The organism is Pseudomonas sp. NPDC012596 (assembly GCF_042902325.1).
Classification (GTDB): domain Bacteria; phylum Pseudomonadota; class Gammaproteobacteria; order Pseudomonadales; family Pseudomonadaceae; genus Aquipseudomonas.
On record NZ_JBIBEB010000001.1, the window covers coordinates 504,311 to 524,379 of the forward strand.

Sequence of the window (20,069 nt, forward strand, 5' to 3'; positions counted from 1 at the left end):
CAAGGTGGACGTTTAATTCAGGCAATAGTGCCGGATCAGCTCACGCAATAGACGCACGGTAGGCTCGATTCGTGACATTTCAAGGTATTCGCCGGGTTGGTGGGCGCAGGCGATGTCACCTGGGCCAAGCACGATAGTCTGGCAACCCAGCTGCTGAAGATAAGGCGCTTCGGTGCCGAACGCCACCGCTTCGGCGCGATGGCCGGTGAGCCGCTCAGCCACTTGCACCAGCTCGGCATCGGCCGCCTGCTCGAACGGCGGCACCTCGGGGAACAGCGGCGCGTAGTCGATGCGCACCTCATGGCGCTCGGCAACCGGCCGCAATTTTTCACGGATTGCAGCACGCAGCTGCTCGGCGTCCATGCCCGGCAGCGGGCGCAGGTCGAATTCCAGCGCGCACTGGCCGCAGATGCGGTTGGGGTTGTCGCCGCCGTGGATGCAGCCGAAGTTCATGGTCGGCATGGGCACAGTGAACTGCGGGTTGCGGTAGGTTTCCTGCCACTGCCGGCGCAGGCCCATCAGCTCGCCCATCACCTCATGCATGGCCTCCATCGCGCTGCGGCCCAGGCTGGGGTCGGACGAATGGCCGCTGCGCCCGAGGATGTCGATGCGGTCCATCAGAATGCCCTTGTGCATGCGGATCGGCCGCAGGCCGGTCGGCTCGCCGATCACCGCGGCGCGGCCTAGCGGCTGGCCGGCCTCTGCCAGGGCGCGGGCGCCGGACATCGAACTTTCTTCATCGCAGGTGGCAAGGATCAGCAAGGGTTGCTTGAAGTCATGCTCAAGCAGTGGAATCACCGCCTCGATAACCAGCGCAAAAAAGCCTTTCATGTCGCAGCTGCCCAGGCCCACCCAGCGGCCGTCGACCTCAGTCAGCTTGAGCGGGTCGCTGGCCCACAGCTGCTCGTCATACGGCACCGTGTCGCTATGGCCGGCCAGCACCAACCCACCCGGGCCAGTGCCACGGCTGGCCAACAGGTTGAACTTGCCAGGGCTGACCTGCTGTATGTCGCAGTTGAACCCCAGGTCACCCAGCCAGCCGGCCAGCAGGTCGATGACCTGGCGGTTGGACTGGTCCAGGGCGGGTTGGGTGCAACTGACCGAGGGCGCGGCAATCAAAGCGGCAAACTGGTCTTTCAGCGTTGGCAACGGCATGCGCGTACTCCTCGAAAGCGTTGCCCATCATAGGGCCATCCGCCGTAAGGAATAAACCGTAGCCGGCCCAGTCCTGTAGACTGCACGGCAATCACGCCCTCCCTTCGAGCCTGCGATGCACAAAGAAACTGAACTCAAGCTTCGCGCCAGCCGCGACACCCTGGCCGCACTGCGCGAGCACCCTCTGCTGAAAAAGCGCAACAAGTCCGGCTGGCAGACCCGCGAACTGCTCAACCAGTACTTCGACACCCCGGAGCGCGACCTTGCTGCCGCCCGTGTCGCGCTGCGCCTGCGCCGCGATGGCGAGGCAATCATCCAGACCTTGAAATGTCGCGGCCAGAGCGTGGCGGGGCTGTCCGAGCGCAACGAATTCGAGTGGAACCTGGACAAGGTCAAGCTCGACCTGAAAAAGCTCGACGCCACCTGCTGGCCCGAGCAGCTGGGTGAGCTGGACAAGAAAACCATCAAACCGCTGTTCACCACTGATTTCACCCGCGAATTCGCTGAAATCGCCTGGGGCCGTGGCAAATCCAAAGTGGTGATCGAAGCCGCGCTGGACCAGGGCTTCGTGATCGCTGGTAAACGCAAGGAAGAGATCTGCGAGCTGGAGCTGGAACTGCGCGAAGGCGCCCCGCAAGCCCTGCTGGAACTGGCTGCCGAGCTGGCTGCCAGCCTGCCGCTGATGCCATGCGACATCAGCAAGGCCGAACGGGGCTACCGCCTGTTGCAGCCGGACAGCTACGAGCTGGGCCTGCCAAGCACCGAACTGGACGCCGAAATGGCCCTGGACGATGCCTTCACCGCCCTCGCCTGGCAGTTGCTCGGCAGCAGCCAGCGCCTGGCCGAGCAATACCGCCACAATGGCCACTGGCGCCTGCTGCAGGATTGGGTACAGGCCCTGGCCGAACTGCGTGCCCTGGTCGCCAGCCTAGGCCAGGCCGCCCCGCGCGCCACCACCCGTGACCTGCGCGCGAGCCTCGACGCGCTGCTGGAAGACTGGCGCCCATTGGTGCAGGCCGGCAATGACGATGAAGACATCCGTCGCGCAGCACCCGAACAATTCCTCGAAGAGCTCGAAGATGTGCGCTGGGGCCAGTTCTCGCTGGAAACCTCGCGCTGGCTGCTGGCCCGTGCCTGGACCACAGAGCGCAAGGGCCGTGGCGAACGTCAGGGCAAGGCACAATTGGCCAGCTGGCTGGCACACCTGCTGGGTGAAGAAGGGCGCGCACTGAAGTTGCCGCTGTATACCCAGCGCCCGGAAGACCTTGCTGAACAGCTGCCGCGTATCGAGCAGTTGCTCGCCTGGCTGCACCATGCACGCCAGGTGCTTGAAGCGCCGCAGATGGACCGCCTGTATGGCGACCTGAAAAAGCTGCATGAGCTGGCTGAGCTGCCACTGGGCGAAGAGCCTGGCCAATTGCTGGAGGCCCGTATCGAGCAGGCGCGTGCGATTGATCAGAGCCGTGGCTGGAAGCATTTGTTGAAGGCTTGACCGCCTCTGCAGGAGCAGCCTTGCCGGCCCCCCGGACCGGCAAGGCCGCTTCCATCCAGTTTCAGCGCCCCAGCGGCAGGCTGGTGGTGGACTTGATCTCCGACAGCGCCACTATCGAATTGACCTCCTGAATCCCCGGCACATTCGACAGCTTTTCGAAGAAGAACCGCTCATAGGCTTCGATATCCTGCGTGACGATACGCAGCAGGAAGTCGACCGCACCCATCAGCACATAACATTCCAGTACCTCCGGAAAGCCACGGATCGCCTCGGTGAATTCGGTGAAATTGGAGCGGCCGTGGGCGTTGAGTTTCACCTCGGCAAAAATCTGCGTGTTCAGGCCGACCTTCTTGCGGTCGAGCAAGGTGACCTGGCCACGGATCACACCCTCCTCCTTCAGCCGCTGAATCCGCCGCCAACAGGGCGACTGCGACAAGCCCACGCGCTCGGCAATCTGCGCGCTGGAGAGTGAAGCGTCCTCTTGCAGCAGTTCAAGAATGCGCCGATCGTAGGCATCCAGTTCGCCTTGCATTATTAAACCCTCTAAACGCACTTAATCGAATCAATCAATCTGCGCAATAAGCAAATTGATCGGATCATAGCGAAAAAATGCCCGGAAAGACGTGCAAGAATTTCTCCCACCATTGCGGAGATCAGCATGAACGCACTCGAACGACCCCTGCCCCGATCCGATGTCTGGGCCGCCAACGCCAGCCACAGCACCGTGCGTTACCACCTGCAGGCCGAAGCCGAGCCAGACACCCTGTGCCGCGTACTCAACCTGTTCGCCCTGCAATTTCTTACACCGCACAGCGTGCAAGTGAGCCAACAAGAAGACCTGCTCGATGTCGAAATCGGTATCGGCGGGTTGAGCTGGCATCGGGCCGAGGTAATTGCGCAAAAATTGCGCAATCTGGTGTGTGTCGCAGAGGTCAGCCTGGAGAACCAGGCACGTGTGGAACTGGCAATCGCCTGAGCATCGTTCGGCAAGATCCCGAAACCCTTTACCAGCGCGCGCTTACGCTGCCCCGGCTAGCCTTCACCAGGAACTCATCACCTGGCACGGATGCCGCCATGCATAATTGCAACGATCAATCCCTTGATCTCAACCGCCTGCTGGATGCCCTGCAGGCCGACCAGCACCTGAGCGCCCGCGACGCAGGCCAGGTACTGGAACTGGCTACCACCCACCCTGGCCGCCATCCCCTCGAAACCATTGCTGCCCTGGACCTCGAAGACCGCCAGCGCACCGGCCAGCGGCTGCATCTGGACACCCTGTGCCAATGGCTTGCGAATAAAGTGGGCCAACCCTTTCAGCGCATCGATCCCCTGCAGCTCGACCTATCCCAGGTGAACGGGCTGATATCGCCGGCCTTCGCTCAGCGCCACGGCATTCTGATCCTGGCCAGCGACAGTGGTGGCATCACCGTGGCCAGCGCCCAGCCCTACCAGTGCGACTGGCAAACCGACCTGGCCCGCAGCCTGGGCAAGCCGATTCGACGCGTGCTGGCCAGCCCGCTGCAGTTACGCCAGCTGGGCCAGTCGCTGTTCCGCCTGGCCCATTCGGTGCAGGGCGCACAGCATCAACAGTCGGCCAGCCTGGGTGAGCTCGAGCAGTTGCTGGAACTCGGCAAACGCCAGGCCGATGCTACCGCCGACGATGCGCATATCGTGCACATCGTCGATTGGCTGCTGCAATACGCCATCGAACAGCGCGCCAGCGATATCCACCTGGAGCCACGCCGCGAGCAGGGCCGGCTGCGCTACCGCATAGACGGCCTGTTACACACCGTTTATGCCTTCCCGGCGAGCGTGACGCTGTCTGTCGTGAGCCGCTTGAAACACCTGGGGCGGATGGATGTAGCGGAAAAACGCCGCCCGCAGGACGGCCGCGTGAAGACCGGCCTGCCAGGTGGCAATCAAGTAGAACTGCGCCTGTCGACCCTGCCCACGCCCTTCGGCGAAAAAATCGTGCTGCGCCTGTTCGATCCGCGGCAGCTGCAGGAAGACTTTGACCGCCTGGGCCTTGAAGGTGAGCAACTGGCGCAATGGCAAGCATTGTTGCAGCGCCGCCAGGGCATCCTGCTGGTCACCGGCCCCACCGGCTCGGGGAAGACCAGCACGCTCTACGCCAGCCTCAAGCTGCTGGCCACGCCCGAGGTGAACCTGTGCACCATCGAAGACCCGATCGAGCGCCTTGAACCGGCGTTCAACCAGCTGCAGGTGCAACCGGCGCTGGACCTTGGCTTTGCCAACGGCGTGCGAGCACTGCTGCGCCAGGACCCTGACATCATCATGATTGGCGAAATCCGCGATCGCGAAACCGCCCTGGTGGCGGTGCAGGCGGCCCTCACTGGGCACCTGGTGCTGTCGACCCTGCACACCAACGATACCTGTGGCGCCATCACCCGCTTGCTGGAACTGGGCGTGGCCGATTACCTGATCAAGGCCACCCTGGGCGGGGTAATGGCCCAGCGCCTGGTGCGCTTGCTGTGCCGCGAGTGCCAGGGAAGCGCATCGTCGGCCAGCAGCCAACCCTGCCAGCTATGCCGGGGTACCGGCTTTCATGGCCGCACAGGCCTGTTCGAGTTGCTGGTGCCGAGTGAAAACCTGCGTGCCCGAATCGGCGCCGGGGTCGATCTGGCCAGTTTGCGGCAACAGGCCATGGCTGAAGGCTTAGTGGATCTGCGCCGCTGTGGCGAGGCCAAAGTGGCTCGGGGGCTGACCCTTTACGAGGAAGTGTTGCGGGTTTGCGCGTGAGCGAAAAACCCTTGTGCACAAGGAACTTGCGCCCGTCAGGCACGATCAAAGCGGGCAACATCAGCCCTCACCCTTCGAGGTGTTTCATCATGCGTCTCAAAACCGCCATCGCAGCCGCTGCCCTGCTTTCGCTGCCCATTGGCTCCGCCTTTGCCGATACCTTCTGGCGCAACGTGATTTCTTCCGGCGCGACCACGGGATCGACCTACCTGACCTCCAGGGACCACAAGCTGGTCCTCGCGGCACAGGATGACGCCGGCAGCTTCGTCGCCAGCGAGGGCGCTATTCGCGGGCCCTACCTTGAAGCAGCGATGCGCCAAGTACGGACCGAGAACCCAGGGTTGCAAGCCAGCGACATGGAGCTGGCCAATGCCATTCTGGCCAAGAATTCGTTAGCCGAATAACCGCGCCGCCCTTTTCGCGCGCAAGCCCGTTCCCACAGTACCCCTGTGGGAGCCGGCTTGCCGGCGATGAAGCCAACACCGATATCAGCGATACGCCTCCACCGGCACACACGCGCAGAACAGGTTCCTGTCCCCATACACATTGTCGACCCGGTTCACCGCTGGCCAATACTTGTGCTGGCGTACGTGAGCGCTGGGGGCCACGGCCTGCTCCAGGCTGTACGGCCGGTCCCACGGTGCCAGCACATCAGCCAGGGTATGGGGGGCATGCTTCAGCGGGTTGTCCTCCGCCGGCCAGTTGCCCTCCTGCACCTGGGCTATCTCCGCGCGGATCGCCAGCATCGCTTCGACGAACCTGTCCAGCTCAGCCTTCGACTCGCTCTCGGTCGGCTCGACCATCAGGGTGCCCGGTACCGGGAATGACATGGTCGGGGCATGGAAGCCATAGTCCATCAAGCGCTTGGCGACATCCTCCTCACTGATCCCGGTCTGTGCCTTGAGCGGCCGCAGGTCAAGAATGCACTCATGCGCCACCCGTTGGTTGCGGCCCCGGTACAACACCGGGAAGGCACCGCCCAGCTGGCTGGCCAGGTAGTTCGCCGAGAGAATCGCCACTTCGCTGGCATCCGCCAGTTGCGGGCCCATCATGGCGATGTACATCCAGCTGATCGGCAGAATGCTGGCACTGCCCCAGGGGGCGGCGCTGACCGCAGTGTTGTTCGGGTCCAGGCCCGGTACCGGCACCACCGGGTGGCTGGCGACGAAGGGTGTGAGGTGGGCGCGAATGCCAATCGGCCCCATGCCAGGGCCGCCACCACCGTGGGGGATGCAAAAGGTCTTGTGCAGGTTCATGTGCGACACGTCGGCACCGATGTCGGCCGGCCGCGCCAGGCCGACCTGGGCGTTGAGGTTGGCGCCGTCCATGTACACCTGGCCGCCGTGCTGATGCACGACTTCGCAGATTTCACGAATACCTTCTTCGTAGACGCCATGGGTCGAAGGGTAGGTGACCATCAGGCATGACAGCTTGTCGCCGGCGGCATGGGCCTTGGCCTTGAGGTCTTGGAGGTCGACGTTGCCGGCATCGTCACAGTCGACGATCACCACCTCCATGCCAGCCATCTGCGCCGAGGCCGGGTTGGTGCCGTGGGCCGACGACGGGATCAGGCACAGGGTGCGCTGGGGCTGATGACGACTGCGGTGATAGCGAGTGATCGCCATGAGCCCCGCGTACTCACCCTGGGCGCCGGAGTTGGGCTGCATGCAAATGGCGTCGAACCCGGTGATGGCACACAACCAGCTCTCCAGCTCGTCGATCATTGCCTTGTAACCCGTAGCCTGCGCGGCTGGGGCGAAGGGATGAAGGTTGGCGAACGCTGGCCAAGTGATGGGGATCATCTCGCTGGTGGCATTGAGTTTCATGGTGCAGGAGCCCAGCGGGATCATCGACTGGTTCAGCGCCAGGTCCTTGTTCTCCAGCTGCTTGAGGTAGCGCAGCATCTCGGTTTCGCTGTGGTGCAAATTGAATACCGGGTGGGCTAGAAACGGCGTGCGCCGCACCAGCGCGGCGGGAATGCCCTCCGGCAGGGCCTGTTGATCGAGTGCGGTGATGTCCAGGCCGTGATCCACGCCGAGGAAAATGCCGAACAGCCGCAACACGGTGGCCTCATTGCAGGTTTCATCCAGGCTCACGCCCAGATGGCCGCGCCCGAGAATGCGCAGGTTGATCCTCGCCGCTTCCGCGCTTTCGATGATCGCCGCCTGCGCGCCGCCGACATCCAGGGTAAGGGTGTCGAAGAAGTGCTGGTTGAGGCGTTTGATGCCCTTGGCTTCGAGGCCGGCAGCCAGCACGAAGGTAAGCCGGTGTACACGCTGGGCGATGCGCTGCAAGCCTTCAGGGCCGTGGTACACAGCGTAGAACCCAGCGATATTGGCCAGCAGCACCTGCGCCGTGCAGATGTTGGAGTTGGCCTTCTCGCGGCGAATATGCTGCTCGCGGGTCTGCAGGGCCATGCGCAGAGCCGTGTTGCCACGCGCATCGCGCGAGACACCGATGATGCGGCCCGGCATGGCCCGCTTGTAGTCGTCGCGGCAGGCAAAATAGGCGGCATGCGGGCCACCGTAGCCCATGGGCACGCCAAAGCGCTGGGTCGAGCCCAGCACCACATCGGCACCGAGCTCGCCAGGCGGGGTCAGCACCACCAGGCTGAGCAGATCAGCCGCCACGCAGGCCAGCGCCTGCTGGTTGTGCAACTGGTCAATCAGCGGGCGCAGGTCGCGCACCTCGCCGTGGGTGTCCGGGTACTGCAGCAAGGCGCCGAATACCGCATGCTTGCCCAGGTTATCCACAGAGTCGACGATCAACTCGAAGCCAAACCCCTCGGCACGGGTTTTCAGTACCGAAAGCGTCTGCGGGTGGCAATGCTCGTCTGCGAAGAACGCATTGCTCTTGTTGCGCGCCACGCGCTTGGCCAGGGCCATGGCTTCGGCAGCTGCAGTAGCTTCATCGAGCAGCGAGGCATTGGCCAGGGCCAGGCCGGTCAAGTCGATGACCATCTGCTGGAAGTTGAGCAGGGCCTCCAGCCGACCTTGGGCGATTTCCGGCTGATAAGGCGTATAGGCGGTGTACCAGCCAGGATTTTCCAGCACGTTGCGCAGGATGACGGTGGGCGTGACAGTGCCGTGGTAGCCCATGCCGATCAGGCTGGTCCACACCTGGTTCTGCTCGGCGTAGCCGGCGAGCTTGGCCAGCGCGGCCTGTTCGTCCAGTGCCGGCGGCAGGTCGAGTGCGCGGTTGAAGCGGATGCCCGGCGGGACGGTCTGCTCGATCAGCTCGCTGCGGCTGGCGAGGCCAAGGGCGCTGAGCATGGCCTGCTGCTCCGAGGCATCGGGCCCCAGGTGGCGGCGCAGGAAAGGGTTGAGCTCTTGCAGTTGATGCAGGGATGGCGACTGGGACATGACGACGCTCTCTTCCTAGACCAGGTCTCATGGAGACTTATAAGTCTAGGAAGGATTGCCGATACTGCGGGAAAACTTGCTTTGGCAGTACCGGCCCTTTCGCGGGCAAGCCCGCTCCTACAGGCCAGAGGTGAACCTGTAGGAGCGGGCTTGCCCGCGATGAAGCCAGCGCGGTATCACTCGCCGATAGCGGCTTTGTAACCGGCAGCATCCAGCAGCTTGTCCAGCTCAGCCGGGTTGCTTGGCTTGAGCTTGAAGATCCACGCGGAGTAAGGGGCTTCGTTGAGCTGCTCCGGGCTGTCGGCGAGCTCTTCGTTGACGGCGATCACTTCACCACCCACCGGGGCGTAGATGTCCGAAGCCGCCTTTACCGACTCGACCACGCCCGCCGCATCGCCAGCGGCGAACACCTTGCCAACCTCTGCCAGTTCAACGAACACCACATCACCCAGGGCTTGCTGAGCGTGGTCGCTGATGCCAACGGTCACTGTGCCGTCACTTTCCAGGCGGGCCCATTCATGGCTTTCGGCAAAACGCAGATCGGCGGGGATATTGCTCATGTCTTGTATTCCTCGATTGGGTCAGCGGTCGGCCCGCCGTTAAAGTTTCAGATCAGAATCTTGCCGTGGCGCACGAAGGTCGGCTTGACCACCCGCACCGGGTACCATTTACCGCGAATTTCGACCTCGGCACGGTCGCCGGTGGCCATGGGTACACGCGCCAGGGCAATGGATTTGCTCAGCGTAGGGGAGAAACTACCACTGGTGATCTCTCCTTCGCCAATCCCGGCCACACGAACCACCTGGTGGGCACGCAAAACACCGCGCTCTTCCAGTACCAGGCCGACGAGCTTGCCCTGCACGCCTTGTTCGATTTCCGCCAGTAAGCCAGCGCGGCCGATGAAGTCGCGCTCAGCCGGCTCCCAGGCGATGCTCCAGCCCAGGTTGGACGTCAGCGGGGTGTGGCTTTCGTCGATGTCCTGGCCGTAGAGGTTCATACCGGCCTCCAGGCGCAACGTGTCGCGGGCGCCCAGGCCACTGGGGGCGATACCGGCGCCAACCAGGTCGTTGTAGAACGCCACGGCCTCATCCCCCGGGAAAATGATCTCCAGCCCGTCCTCACCGGTGTAGCCGGTGCGGGCAATGAACCAGTCCCCGTCGACCAGCCCTTCGAACGGGCGTAGCTCCCGAATCAGCGCGGCGCGCGAGGCGCTGAGCAAGGCTGCAACCTTTTCGCGGGCCTGGGGGCCCTGGATGGCGAGAATGGCCAGGTCGGGACGGACCTCGATACCGACCGAAAAATCGGCACTCTGGCTTTCCAGCCAAGCCAGTACTTTGGCGCGGGTGGCGGCGTTGGTGACCAGGCGGTAGCCATTTTCCATACGGTAGACGATCAGGTCGTCAATCACCCCGCCCGCTTCGTTGAGCAGCGGGCTGTAGAGTGCTTTGCCGACACTGTCGAGGCGGGCAACGTCGTTGGCCAGCAGGCGCTGTAGCCAAACGGTGGCATCGCTGCCATCGACGTCGATCACGGTCATGTGTGAAACATCGAAGACCCCACAGTCACTGCGCACCTGATGGTGCTCCTCGACCTGCGAGCCATAGTGCAGGGGCATGTCCCAGCCACCGAAATCGACTGTCTTGGCACCAAGCGCCAGGTGCAGGTCGTATAAAAGCGTGCGCTGTCCCATGGGTTTCTCCTTCCGGGCGTGGCGAAGCGGCGGCGGTCGATGACGTTTGGTCGTCAGCTCTTCTTGTAGGACCCGTCGCGCGAATGCCGCGCATTGTAGCCGCATGGGCGCAGGCTGGCACCCTCAGTGACTGTGACCTGGGCGTTTGGCTGAACGGCGGATCAGGCCGATGACTGGCAGCAGGCCCACCAGCACCAAGGTCAACGCGGGCAGCGAGGCCCGGGCCCACTCGCCTTCACTGGTCATTTCGAACACGCGTACGGCGAGGGTGTCCCAGCCGAACGGGCGCATCAGCAAGGTGGCGGGCATTTCCTTGAGCACATCGACAAAAACCAGCAGCGCGGCGCTGAGTGCGCCGGGGACCAATAGCGGCAGATACACCTTGAAAAACAATCTCGCACCACCGACGCCCAAGCTGCGCGAAGCCTCCGGCAACGACGGGCGGATACGCTCCAGGCTGCCTTCCAGCGGCCCGTAGGCCACAGCGATGAAGCGTACCAGGTAGGCCAGCAGCAAGGCCGCCAGGCTGCCCAGCAGCAGCGGCTTGCCAGCTCCGCCGAGCCACGAGGAAAGCGGAATCACCAGGTGATTGTCGAGGTAACTGAAGGCCAGCATGATCGACACTGCCAGCACCGAACCGGGCAACGCATAACCCAGATTGGCCAGGCCAACGCCGGCACGGATACCGCCGGTTGGCGCCTGACGCCGGGCAAATGCCAGCAGCAATGCCACGCAGACCGTGATCAAGGCCGCCATGCCCCCCAGGTACAGGGTGTGCAGTACCAACCCGATATAGCGTTCATCCAGGTCATGCCGCCCACGCTGCCAGAACCACGCGAGCAACTGCAGCAGCGGGATGACGAAGGCACAGGCGAACACCAGCAGGCACCAGCCGCTGGCCAGCAGTGCCTTGATGCCACGCAGGTGGTACAGCGCCTGCCCACGAGGGCGTTCGTTACCGCTGCGCGTAGCGCCGCGGGCACGCCGTTCGCCGTACAGCACCAGCATCACCGCCAGTAACAGCAGGCTGGCCAGCTGAGCCGCGCTGGACAGGCTGAAGAACCCGTACCAGGTCTTGTAGATGGCCGTGGTGAAGGTATCGAAGTTGAACACCGCGACGGCACCGAAATCTGCCAGTGTCTCCATCAGCGCCAGCGCGATGCCGGCGCCAATGGCCGGGCGGGCCATGGGCAGGGCGACCCGCCAGAAGGCTTGCAGTGGCGACAGGCCCAACACCCGCGCCGCTTCCATCAGGCCCTTGCCCTGGGCCAGGAAGGCAGTGCGCGCCAGCAGGTAGACGTACGGGTAGAACACCAGCACCAGAACGATGATCACCCCACCGGTGGAACGCACCCGCGGCAGGCGCATGGGGCCGAACACTTCGCGCAAGGCGCTTTGCACAGGGCCGGCAAAGTCCAGCAGGCCGACAAAGACAAATGCCAGCACGTAGGCCGGGATCGCAAACGGTAACATCAGTGCCCAGTCCAGCCAGCGCCTGCCGGGGAATTCACAGAGGCTGGTGAGCCAGGCCAGGCTTACGCCGAGCACGGTGACGCCTACGCCGACACCCAGCACCAGCGTGAGGGTGTTGCCGAGCAGGCGGCTCATCTGGGTGTCGAGCAGGTGCGACCAGATTTGCAGGTCTATCGACTGCCAGGACAGCAGCAGGACGCTTATGGGCAGGAGCACCAGGGCGGCGGTCAGGGTGACCGGAAGGTACCAGCGGCGTTGGGGGGTGTGGGGCAAGGCGAATGTCTCGGTGGCGGTTTGCGACCGCTGCGCGGTCGTTCGCGGGCAAGCCCGCTCCTACAGGGATAGGCGCTGGCCTGTAGGGGCGGGCTTGCCCGCGATAGGGCCTTTGCAGGCCCCGGAAGGATAAGCCCTGGCGCTTAGTTCCAGCCAGCCCGATCCATCAGACGAATCGCCTCTGCCTGGCGCTTGCCAGCGATTTCCACCGGAATGCTGTCAGCCTTGAAGCTGCCCCATGCCGCAACTTCATCCGATGGCTTGACCTTCGGGTTGGCCGGGAACTCTTGGTTGATGTCGGCAAACAGCTTCTGCGCCTCTTCGCCGGTCATCCATTCCACCAGCTTCCTGGCGGCCTCCGGGTGCGGGGCATGTTTGGTCAGGCCGATACCCGACAGGTTGACGTGCACGCCACGGTCGCCCTGGTTAGGCCAGAAGATCTTCACCGGCAGGCTTGGGTTCTGCTTGTGCAAGCGGCCGTAGTAGTAGGTATTGACCACGCCCACGTCGCACTGGCCGGCCTCGATGGCCTGGATCACCGCGTTGTCATCGGAGAATACATCGGTGGACAGGTTGTTCACCCAGCCTTTGACGATCTGTTCGGTCTTGGCTTCGCCGTGATTTTCGATCAGGGTGGCGGTCAGCGACTGGTTATAGACCTTCTTGGCCGTGCGCAGGCACAGGCGGCCTTCCCAGTGCTGGTCGGCGAGCGCTTCATAGGTGCTCAACTCTGTCGGTTTGACCCGCTCGGTGGAGTAGATGATGGTCCGTGCGCGCAGGCTCAGGCCGGTCCAGTCGTGGGACGAAGCACGGTACTGCGGCGGGATGTTCTGGTCGATGACGTCCGACTTGATCGGCTGCAGGATGCCCATCTGCTCCGCCTGCCAAAGGTTACCGGCGTCAACGGTCAACAGCAGGTCGGCCACGCCATTTTCGCCCTCGGCCTTGATGCGCTGCATCAGCGGGGCTTCCTTGTCGGTGATGAACTTGATCTTGACGCCGGTCTTGGCGGTGTAGGCGTCGAACACCGGCTTGATCAGCTCGTCGATGCGCGAGGAGTACACCACCACTTCGTCCGCCGCCTGGGCTGTACCGCCGAACAGGGTCAGGGCCAGGGCGGCCAGTAGGGGCTTGCGTGGCAACATGGAAAGCACTCCTCGGATCGTATGAGAGGCGCAAATGGTAGTGAATCCCATTTTACGACTCATCCACCCAGCAGTTACCGGATGTTGCAGATGACCTTCAGGGCTTGGCCAGTTCTGGCAGATCCCCTGTCAGGCCCAACGCCTGCCGCACGAACAACGCCTTGGCCTCCGGCAGTTTTTCGACCATTTTCAAGCCACTGTTGCGCAACCAGCGCAGCGGCAGCGGGTTGGCCTGGAACAGCCGCTCAAAGCCCTCCATTGCCGCCATCAACGCCAAGTTGTGCGGCATGCGCCGGCGTTCATAACGGCTGAGCACCTTTACATCCGCCAACCGCTCTGCGCGGTCACAGGCATTGACCAGCACCTCGGCCAGCACCGCGGCATCGAGGAAGCCCAGGTTGACGCCCTGCCCGGCCAGCGGGTGGATGGTGTGTGCGGCATCGCCGATCAGCGCCAGCCCTTCGTCCACATAGCGCTTGGCGTGGCGCTGGCGCAGCGGCACGCACACTCGCGGGTCGGCCTGCAGCACATCGCCCAATCGCCCCTCAAAGGCGCGTTCCAGCGCCCTGAGGAAGGCTTGATCATCCAACGCCATGAGCTGCTCGGCGTGCTCCGGCGTGGTCGACCATACAATCGAGCACCAGTCCTGCTGGCCGTCACGCGCCAGCGGCAGGAAGGCCAGCGGCCCTTCATCGGTGAAGCGTTGCCAGGCCGTGGCCTGGTGAGCCGCGCTGCAGCGCACGCTGGTAACGATGGCGTGGTGCAAGTAGTCCCACTCGCGCGTCTCGCAACCGGCCAGGCGCCGCACCGCCGAGTTGGCACCGTCGGCAGCCACCACCAGTGGTGCGCGCAGGCGGCGGCCGTCGGCCAAGGTCAGCAGCCACTCATCGCCAGAACGGCGCATCTGCTCCAGGCGGGCATTGGGCAGCAAGCCGATATCGCTGTCGTGCAGGCGTTCCAGCAGGCCATCCTGGACCACCCGATTCTCGACGATATGGCCGAGCACCTGCGCATGCACGCTGGCCGCCGAAAAGTGGATCTGGCCGGTGCCGCTGCCGTCCCACACATGCATGTCCGAATACGGTGAAACGCGGCGCCTGGCGATGCCATCCCAGGCGCCCAGGCGCTCGAGAATGCGCTGGCTGGCCGCCGACAAGGCACTGACCCGCGGCTCGAACGGTGCAGCGCCGTCGAACGGCTTCACCGACAGCGGGCCACCGTCGAGCAGGAGAATTTCCAGGCCGCTGTGGCGCAATGCCAAGGCCAGGGCGCTGCCGACCATACCGGCACCGACAATCAACAGATCTGCGCGCATTTCCATGCCTTACGCCTGCCTCGCTTGCGGCTTGAGCCGCACGTATAAAGTTTTATCGACCCGCGCCACCAGTTCGCCGGCGCCGTCGCGGATATCGACCTGCAAACGTGGCAGGTACTTCTTGCCGCTGGCCGTCTGCAGGCGAATTTCTTCCAGCAGTGCGTCATCGACGTGGAATTCGGCGTACACCGGCCCCTTGCCCGGGCTGATGAAGTCGATACTGGCAGCCTTGTCCCAGACGATGTACTCACGCCCCAGCTGTTCGATCAGCAGCAGCATGTAGAACGGATCGACCATGGAGTACAGGCTGCCACCGAACTGGGTACCGACGTAGTTGCGGTTCCAGCGGGTGAGTTTCATGCGTACCTTGATGCTGCGCATGTCCGGGCTGATGTGCTGGATGCGAATGCCAGCGCCGAGGTACGGCGGGTAGACATTCAGCAGCCAACGCAACATGCGCGCCCGACGCGCCAGCCGGCGCGGGCTGCTCATGCCTGGCCTCGCGGATCTGGGCGAGTGCCCAGGCCCATGGCCTGGCGGGCGAACCAGCTTTTGGCCGGTGGCAGCAGGTCGAGCCCGAGCAAGCCGATGTTGCGGCCAGTAGCCAGCAGCGGCTGGTTGCTGCCGAACAGCCGCGTGACCTGGTCGGAAAAGCCGATGGTCAGGGCCTGATCAAGCCGCTGACGCTGGTGGTACGCCTGCAGGGTTGCAAGGTCGCCTGGCTGCTGGGGGCCCTTGAGCAACGCGTCGGCCAGCGACTGCACATCGCGCAACGACAGGTTGAACCCCTGCCCGGCGATAGGGTGCAGGCTATGCGCGGCATTACCCAGCACCACCAGGTGCGGGCGCACTTGTTCATCGGCCTCGACCAGCGCCAGCGGGTAGAGGTGCCGCACACCGACTTGGCGCAGAGCGCCAAGGCGATAGCCAAAGGCGTTTTGCAGCTCACGCAGGAAGCTGCGTTCGTCGACCTCGGCCAGGCGTTTGGCGTCCATCCCCTGCCGGGTCCATACCAGTGCGCAGCGGTTATCAGGTAGAGGCAGCAGGGCCATGGGGCCTTGCTCGGTGAAGCGTTCGAAGGCTTGCCCACAGTGGGCTTCGCCCGGGGTGATATTGGCGATCAGCGCACTCTGCTCGTAGGGCGTTCGGCGCACATGAATACCCAGTTGCTCGCGCAACCCGGACCGGCCACCGTCAGCCAGCACCGCCAGGTCGCATTCCAGGCTGGTGTCGTCGTCCAGTTGCAAGCGATAACCACCGGCAATCGCCTGCATCGCCTTCACTTCAGCCGGGCAACGCCAGCTCACCACCTCACTGTCCAAGCCTTGCCACAGGCATTGGCCCAGCCAGGCGTTCTCCACCACGTAGCCCAGCGCCGGCACGCCTTCTTCCATCGCATCAAGGCGGGTGGAGCCGAAGCGGCCACGGTCGGAAACCTGAATCTGCCGAATCGGCTCGGCACGCGGGCTGATGGCCTGCCACAGGCCCAAATGCTGATAGATTTGTTGGGTACCGAACGACAATGCCGAAGAGCGCGCGTCGTAGCTGGGCTGGAAACTGTCGCCAGGGGCGAAAGGCTCGATCAGCAGGATTTTCCAGCCACGCGCCTTTGCCCCGGCCTGCAGGGCCAGGGCCAGGCTGGCGCCGACCAGGCCGCCGCCGATGATCGCCAGGTTGACTCGGTTCATGCTGCGTCCTTACGTGCCGCCTGCATCAGCGCCTCGATCTCGGCAACCGTCCTGGGAACGCCCGAGGTCAGAATTTCACAACCATGCTTGGTCACCACCACGTCGTCCTCGATCCTTACCCCGATGCCGCGCCATTTTTTTGCGACACTCTGGTTGTCGGCGGCAATATAGATGCCCGGTTCGACGGTCAATGCCATGCCTGGCTCCAGCACCCGCCACTGGCCACCTACCTTGTATTCGCCCACATCATGCACATCCATGCCCAGCCAGTGCCCGGCGCGGTGCATGTAGAACGCGCGATGGGCTTCGCTGTCGATCAGCGCCTGCACCTCGCCCTTGAGCAGGCCCAGCTCCACCAGGCCTTCGGTGATGACCCGCACGGTCGCTTCATGGGCGTGGTTCCAGTGCTTCCCCGGGGCGATCTCGGCGAATGCGGCGGCCTGGGCCTTTAGCACCAGCTCGTAAATGGCCTTCTGCTCGGGCGAAAAACGCCCACTGACCGGGAAGGTGCGGGTGATGTCGCTGGCATAACAATCGATTTCACAGCCAGCGTCGATCAGCACCAGGTCGCCGTCCTTGAGTGGCGCATCGTTCTGCTGATAGTGCAGGATGCAGCCGTTACGACCAGCGGCGACGATCGAACCATACGCCGGCATCTTCGCCCCGCCTTTACGGAATTCGTAGTCCAGTTCGGCTTCGAGGCTGTACTCGTGCAGGCCCGCACGGCAGGCCTGCATCGCCCGCACATGGGCGCGCGCAGAAATGTCCGCCGCGGCGCGCATCACCTTCACCTCTGCCGCCGATTTATACAGACGCATGTCATGCAGCAGGTGATCCAGCGCAACGAACTCGTTCGGTGGCTGCGCGCCGAGGCGGGCCTTGGAGCGGATCACGTTGATCCAGTCCATCAGCCGGCGGTCGAACTCGGGGTTGCTGCCCATGGCGCTGTACACCCGCTCGCGGCCTTCGATCAGGCCCGGCAGGATCTCGTCGATGTCGGTGATCGGAAAGGCATCATCCGCGCCAAAGTCGCGGACTGCACCTTCCTGGCCGGCACGCAGGCCGTCCCATTGCTCGCGCTCAGGGTTGCGCTCGCGGCAGAACAGCACGTACTCGCCATGCTCGCGCCCCGGGATCAAGGCGATAACCGCCTCGGGCTCGGGAAAGCCGCTGAGGTACTGGAAATCGCTGTCCTGGCGGTACACATGCTCGACATCGCGGTTACGGATGGCAACTGCGGCCGCCGGCAGGATGGCGATGCTGTTGGGGACCATCTGCGCCATCAGCGCCTTGCGCCGACGGGCATACTCGGCCTTGGGTATATGGCTCATGGGCAGAACTACCCCCGGTTGATCAGTGCAGCGATGGCTTGGACGCGGGTGCCGCCGGCTTGGCCAGCTCGGAGAACAGCAGCAGAGGCGCCACGCGCAGGTATTCCATGACTTCCATGTAGTCGCTCTCGCCGTCTTCGGACTCTTCGAGGGCTTCCTGAACCTGGGAAATCGCAACCAGGTCCTGCAGGACGTCCTTGGCTTCGGTGGAAAGGTCCTTGCCACCGGAGTTCAGGCCGAAACCGGTGATGAAACCTTGGCACCACTGGCCCAATGCGGCAGCACGGTCGGCCAGCGCGGCGTCATCGGTCGGCAGCAACAGGACGATGGCCATGTCATCGCTGGTCAGCTCGCCCTTGACCATCTCTTGCAGGCCGATCAGGGCGTTGCGGACAGTGTCACCGGGCTCGATTTCAAGCAGTTGGGCGGCGTCGGCCAGCCAGGCATCGGCATCGAAGCCGGCACCGGCGCAACTGCGCCCGACCAGCAAGCCGTGCAGCTCGGCAGGAGTGACAGGATGGCCATTGCTCGAAAGCAGCATGGCGAAGGCAACGTAAGGCGATTGGGTATTAGGCATGGTCGGCTAGGCGCCAGGCGGCGCATTTGACTAGAATGAAGGCCTTGTATCCTAGCACCGGCAGGCGCGCCAAGACCATCGGCACTGGCCGTCACCGCTCAGGGAGAGGCATCATCGACGGGTGATTCAATGACGGAGCGAATCGAGTGCAACCCACGCAAGAGAATGACCTGCAAGCATTGATGAGCCGGTTTGAGTCGCTGATCGAACGCGTCGAGCAACTAAAACGGCAGAATGCACTCCTAGTAGCTCAGGAAAAATCCTGGCGCGAAGAGCGCGCCCACCTCATCGAAAAGAACGAGATCGCCAAGCGCAAGGTCGAGTCGATGATCTTACGCCTCAAGGCCCTGGAGCAAGACTCATGAGTTCAAGCAATAGCGTCACCGTGCAGATCCTGGACAAGGAGTACTCGATCATCTGCCCGCCGGAAGAACGCAACAACCTGGTCAGCGCCGCACGCTACCTGGACGGCAAGATGCGTGAGATCCGTAGCAGCGGCAAGGTGATCGGTGCCGACCGTATCGCTGTGATGGCCGCATTGAACATCACCCACGAGATGCTGCACCGCCAGGAAGATCGCACCGACGCCCCCGCTGGCAACGCCACCCGCGAGCAGGTCCGTGACTTGCTCGATCGCGTCGATAAGGCGTTGTCCGACGATGCGGATACCAAAATCGGCTGAGATTGGTATACTGGCGCCACTCCCTGGGGGATGCGCCAGTCGGTTATGTCCCTGAGCCGATACGCACAACCACGGGGGTTGCACGCTGGGGCCGGTGTGCATGTCCGCCCGACGGAAAGCCTTAACGCCCCCTGCAATCTCCACCTTGAACTTTCGGGTTCAAGGGCTACACCGATAGCGGTCTTATCGGGGAGCCTTATTCTTCTTTGCCTGCCCTGCCGCAGGCAGATTCCACACCAGTAGCGACAACTGGGAACGCCTGTGCCATGACCGACACCGCGCCGCTCACCCGGCCCCAGCTTCGTCGCCTGCTGCGCAATGCCCGCCGCGCACTCACCCCCGCACAGCAACAGCAAGCCTCTCTGGGCCTCTATCGCCAACTGGCGCAGAACCCACTGTTCCGGCGCGCCCGGCACATTGCCCTGTACTTGCCCAACGACGGTGAAATCGACCCCCAGCTGCTGCTGCGCGAGGCCCAGCGCCGGGGTAAGCGCGTTTACCTGCCGGTATTGCACGCCTGGCCGCGCACACGCATGGTGTTTCAGCGTTTTGAAAAGGGTGAAAAACTCAAGCGCAACCGCTTCCGTATTCCAGAGCCATTGGCCGACCGCAGGCGTCAACGCCCTGTCTGGGCACTGGACCTAATTCTGCTACCGCTGGTGGGCTTTGATGAAGTCGGCGGGCGGCTCGGCATGGGCGGCGGTTTCTACGACCGCAGCCTGGCTTACCAGGCACGCCGCAAAACGTGGAAAAAACCGCTGCTGCTGGGGCTGGCGCATGAATGCCAGAAGGTCGAGCGACTGGCGCAAGCCAGTTGGGATGTACCACTGCAGGGCACGGTCTCGGACCGTGGCTGGTACCTGGCACCGAACTGAGCGGCGCCAGCAGGGGATCAGCGCTGCGGCTGGCCGGCGTCGACCGGGGTTTGGTAGGCGGTATCGAGCTTGCGCTCCCAGATACCCTGAGCATAACCGGTGGTGACCACACCCAGACCAAAGATGAAGACCAGGACCCAAAGGAGGTCCGGTTTACGTTGATTCATCGAAGAATGCCCCCCGGCATACTGTTCTGGCTCGACGACTTTTTTGGTGTCGCCGGAGCAGCTAGCGTTAAAATCGGCGCATTT

General features: G+C 63.5%; 20 protein-coding genes and 1 other RNA gene. 8 read left to right on the top strand and 13 right to left on the bottom strand.

Going from position 1 to position 20,069, the window contains the following annotated elements:
- Nucleotides 1-12 precede the first annotated feature (12 nt).
- Nucleotides 13-1,155 (bottom strand): acetylornithine deacetylase, encoded by a 1,143-nt coding sequence (gene argE / locus ACFY68_RS02230; RefSeq protein ID WP_387522943.1) that lies wholly within the window; start codon nucleotides 1,153-1,155, stop codon nucleotides 13-15.
- Nucleotides 1,156-1,270: 115 nt separating this feature from the next.
- Between argE and ACFY68_RS02235 the strand changes: the two genes are divergently transcribed.
- The gene (locus tag ACFY68_RS02235) at nucleotides 1,271-2,647 is read left to right on the top strand and encodes an inorganic triphosphatase (RefSeq protein ID WP_387522944.1); all 1,377 of its coding nucleotides are present in this window, start codon (nucleotides 1,271-1,273) and stop codon (nucleotides 2,645-2,647) included.
- Nucleotides 2,648-2,708: 61 nt separating this feature from the next.
- On the opposite strand, the gene ACFY68_RS02240 is transcribed toward ACFY68_RS02235, so the two are convergent.
- Nucleotides 2,709-3,179, bottom strand: a complete 471-nt coding sequence (locus ACFY68_RS02240) for an Lrp/AsnC family transcriptional regulator (RefSeq protein WP_346615262.1) — start codon at nucleotides 3,177-3,179, stop codon at nucleotides 2,709-2,711.
- A 126-nt stretch (nucleotides 3,180-3,305) separates the two neighbouring features.
- Between ACFY68_RS02240 and ACFY68_RS02245 the strand changes: the two genes are divergently transcribed.
- The 3 genes from ACFY68_RS02245 (at nucleotide 3,306) to ACFY68_RS02255 (ending at nucleotide 5,811) form a co-directional block, all read left to right on the top strand.
- A complete protein-coding gene (locus ACFY68_RS02245) occupies nucleotides 3,306-3,623 on the top strand; it encodes a hypothetical protein (RefSeq protein WP_387522946.1) in 318 nt (105 codons plus the stop codon).
- Between the two features lie 98 nt (nucleotides 3,624-3,721).
- A complete protein-coding gene (locus tag ACFY68_RS02250; RefSeq protein WP_387522948.1) occupies nucleotides 3,722-5,407 on the top strand; it encodes a GspE/PulE family protein in 1,686 nt (561 codons plus the stop codon).
- Between the two features lie 89 nt (nucleotides 5,408-5,496).
- On the top strand, nucleotides 5,497-5,811 hold the full coding sequence (locus ACFY68_RS02255; RefSeq protein ID WP_387522950.1) for a DUF2388 domain-containing protein: 315 nt from the start codon (nucleotides 5,497-5,499) through the stop codon (nucleotides 5,809-5,811).
- An 84-nt stretch (nucleotides 5,812-5,895) separates the two neighbouring features.
- Here ACFY68_RS02255 and gcvP read toward each other — a convergent pair whose 3' ends face one another.
- From gcvP to ACFY68_RS02305, 10 genes are all read right to left on the bottom strand, one after another.
- Nucleotides 5,896-8,769, bottom strand: a complete 2,874-nt coding sequence (gcvP, locus tag ACFY68_RS02260) for an aminomethyl-transferring glycine dehydrogenase (protein WP_387522952.1) — start codon at nucleotides 8,767-8,769, stop codon at nucleotides 5,896-5,898.
- 176 nt (nucleotides 8,770-8,945) lie between these two features.
- Complete coding sequence (gene gcvH, locus ACFY68_RS02265) at nucleotides 8,946-9,329, bottom strand: glycine cleavage system protein GcvH (protein WP_387522954.1); 384 nt, start codon at nucleotides 9,327-9,329, stop codon at nucleotides 8,946-8,948.
- Between the two features lie 47 nt (nucleotides 9,330-9,376).
- Nucleotides 9,377-10,459, bottom strand: coding sequence for a glycine cleavage system aminomethyltransferase GcvT (gcvT, locus tag ACFY68_RS02270; RefSeq protein ID WP_387522955.1), 1,083 nt, complete (start codon nucleotides 10,457-10,459; stop codon nucleotides 9,377-9,379).
- 123 nt (nucleotides 10,460-10,582) lie between these two features.
- Entirely contained in the window at nucleotides 10,583-12,205 is a 1,623-nt protein-coding gene (locus tag ACFY68_RS02275) for an ABC transporter permease (RefSeq protein ID WP_387522957.1), read from the bottom strand.
- 143 nt (nucleotides 12,206-12,348) lie between these two features.
- Nucleotides 12,349-13,350, bottom strand: coding sequence for an extracellular solute-binding protein (locus ACFY68_RS02280; RefSeq protein WP_387522959.1), 1,002 nt, complete (start codon nucleotides 13,348-13,350; stop codon nucleotides 12,349-12,351).
- A 97-nt stretch (nucleotides 13,351-13,447) separates the two neighbouring features.
- The gene (locus ACFY68_RS02285) at nucleotides 13,448-14,665 is read right to left on the bottom strand and encodes a 2-octaprenyl-3-methyl-6-methoxy-1,4-benzoquinol hydroxylase (RefSeq protein ID WP_387523040.1); all 1,218 of its coding nucleotides are present in this window, start codon (nucleotides 14,663-14,665) and stop codon (nucleotides 13,448-13,450) included.
- 9 nt (nucleotides 14,666-14,674) lie between these two features.
- Complete coding sequence (locus tag ACFY68_RS02290) at nucleotides 14,675-15,157, bottom strand: DUF4442 domain-containing protein (protein WP_387522960.1); 483 nt, start codon at nucleotides 15,155-15,157, stop codon at nucleotides 14,675-14,677.
- Nucleotides 15,154-16,353: a 2-octaprenyl-6-methoxyphenyl hydroxylase gene (ubiH, locus tag ACFY68_RS02295; protein ID WP_387522962.1), complete on the bottom strand. Its 1,200-nt coding sequence runs from the start codon at nucleotides 16,351-16,353 to the stop codon at nucleotides 15,154-15,156. Before ubiH ends, ACFY68_RS02290 begins: the two co-directional genes overlap by 4 nt.
- Complete coding sequence (gene pepP / locus ACFY68_RS02300; RefSeq protein ID WP_387522964.1) at nucleotides 16,350-17,684, bottom strand: Xaa-Pro aminopeptidase; 1,335 nt, start codon at nucleotides 17,682-17,684, stop codon at nucleotides 16,350-16,352. Before pepP ends, ubiH begins: the two co-directional genes overlap by 4 nt.
- 22 nt (nucleotides 17,685-17,706) lie before the next feature.
- A complete protein-coding gene (locus ACFY68_RS02305) occupies nucleotides 17,707-18,261 on the bottom strand; it encodes a YecA family protein (RefSeq protein ID WP_346615250.1) in 555 nt (184 codons plus the stop codon).
- Nucleotides 18,262-18,443: 182 nt separating this feature from the next.
- Here ACFY68_RS02305 and ACFY68_RS02310 point away from each other — a divergent pair, with 182 nt between their 5' ends.
- The 4 genes from ACFY68_RS02310 (at nucleotide 18,444) to ACFY68_RS02325 (ending at nucleotide 19,818) form a co-directional block, all read left to right on the top strand.
- On the top strand, nucleotides 18,444-18,626 hold the full coding sequence (locus tag ACFY68_RS02310; protein ID WP_042112137.1) for a TIGR02449 family protein: 183 nt from the start codon (nucleotides 18,444-18,446) through the stop codon (nucleotides 18,624-18,626).
- Nucleotides 18,623-18,943 (top strand): cell division protein ZapA, encoded by a 321-nt coding sequence (locus ACFY68_RS02315; RefSeq protein ID WP_346615249.1) that lies wholly within the window; start codon nucleotides 18,623-18,625, stop codon nucleotides 18,941-18,943. The genes ACFY68_RS02310 and ACFY68_RS02315 overlap by 4 nt, the downstream gene beginning before the upstream one ends.
- 17 nt (nucleotides 18,944-18,960) lie before the next feature.
- A non-coding RNA gene (gene ssrS, locus ACFY68_RS02320) (6S RNA) lies at nucleotides 18,961-19,140 on the top strand.
- Between the two features lie 69 nt (nucleotides 19,141-19,209).
- A complete protein-coding gene (locus ACFY68_RS02325) occupies nucleotides 19,210-19,818 on the top strand; it encodes a 5-formyltetrahydrofolate cyclo-ligase (RefSeq protein WP_387522966.1) in 609 nt (202 codons plus the stop codon).
- A 17-nt stretch (nucleotides 19,819-19,835) separates the two neighbouring features.
- Here the strand turns inward: ACFY68_RS02325 and ACFY68_RS02330 are convergent, their stop codons facing one another.
- Nucleotides 19,836-19,985 carry a hypothetical protein gene (locus tag ACFY68_RS02330; RefSeq protein WP_346615247.1) on the bottom strand — a complete coding sequence of 50 codons (150 nt, stop codon included), beginning with the start codon at nucleotides 19,983-19,985 and terminating at the stop codon, nucleotides 19,836-19,838.
- Nucleotides 19,986-20,069 lie beyond the last annotated feature (84 nt).

What these genes read in the sequence shown, in the direction of transcription:
- argE (WP_387522943.1), bottom strand. Translation starts at nt 1,155, where the DNA reads ATGCCGTTGCCAACGCTGAAAGACCAGTTTGCCGCTTTGATTGCCGCG.
- ACFY68_RS02235 (WP_387522944.1), top strand. Translation starts at nt 1,271, where the DNA reads ATGCACAAAGAAACTGAACTCAAGCTTCGCGCCAGCCGCGACACCCTG.
- ACFY68_RS02240 (WP_346615262.1), bottom strand. Translation starts at nt 3,179, where the DNA reads ATGCAAGGCGAACTGGATGCCTACGATCGGCGCATTCTTGAACTGCTG.
- ACFY68_RS02245 (WP_387522946.1), top strand. Translation starts at nt 3,306, where the DNA reads ATGAACGCACTCGAACGACCCCTGCCCCGATCCGATGTCTGGGCCGCC.
- ACFY68_RS02250 (WP_387522948.1), top strand. Translation starts at nt 3,722, where the DNA reads ATGCATAATTGCAACGATCAATCCCTTGATCTCAACCGCCTGCTGGAT.
- ACFY68_RS02255 (WP_387522950.1), top strand. Translation starts at nt 5,497, where the DNA reads ATGCGTCTCAAAACCGCCATCGCAGCCGCTGCCCTGCTTTCGCTGCCC.
- gcvP (WP_387522952.1), bottom strand. Translation starts at nt 8,769, where the DNA reads ATGTCCCAGTCGCCATCCCTGCATCAACTGCAAGAGCTCAACCCTTTC.
- gcvH (WP_387522954.1), bottom strand. Translation starts at nt 9,329, where the DNA reads ATGAGCAATATCCCCGCCGATCTGCGTTTTGCCGAAAGCCATGAATGG.
- gcvT (WP_387522955.1), bottom strand. Translation starts at nt 10,459, where the DNA reads ATGGGACAGCGCACGCTTTTATACGACCTGCACCTGGCGCTTGGTGCC.
- ACFY68_RS02280 (WP_387522959.1), bottom strand. Translation starts at nt 13,350, where the DNA reads ATGTTGCCACGCAAGCCCCTACTGGCCGCCCTGGCCCTGACCCTGTTC.
- ACFY68_RS02285 (WP_387523040.1), bottom strand. Translation starts at nt 14,665, where the DNA reads ATGCGCGCAGATCTGTTGATTGTCGGTGCCGGTATGGTCGGCAGCGCC.
- ACFY68_RS02290 (WP_387522960.1), bottom strand. Translation starts at nt 15,157, where the DNA reads ATGAGCAGCCCGCGCCGGCTGGCGCGTCGGGCGCGCATGTTGCGTTGG.
- ubiH (WP_387522962.1), bottom strand. Translation starts at nt 16,353, where the DNA reads ATGAACCGAGTCAACCTGGCGATCATCGGCGGCGGCCTGGTCGGCGCC.
- pepP (WP_387522964.1), bottom strand. Translation starts at nt 17,684, where the DNA reads ATGAGCCATATACCCAAGGCCGAGTATGCCCGTCGGCGCAAGGCGCTG.
- ACFY68_RS02305 (WP_346615250.1), bottom strand. Translation starts at nt 18,261, where the DNA reads ATGCCTAATACCCAATCGCCTTACGTTGCCTTCGCCATGCTGCTTTCG.
- ACFY68_RS02310 (WP_042112137.1), top strand. Translation starts at nt 18,444, where the DNA reads ATGAGCCGGTTTGAGTCGCTGATCGAACGCGTCGAGCAACTAAAACGG.
- ACFY68_RS02315 (WP_346615249.1), top strand. Translation starts at nt 18,623, where the DNA reads ATGAGTTCAAGCAATAGCGTCACCGTGCAGATCCTGGACAAGGAGTAC.
- ACFY68_RS02325 (WP_387522966.1), top strand. Translation starts at nt 19,210, where the DNA reads ATGACCGACACCGCGCCGCTCACCCGGCCCCAGCTTCGTCGCCTGCTG.
- ACFY68_RS02330 (WP_346615247.1), bottom strand. Translation starts at nt 19,985, where the DNA reads ATGAATCAACGTAAACCGGACCTCCTTTGGGTCCTGGTCTTCATCTTT.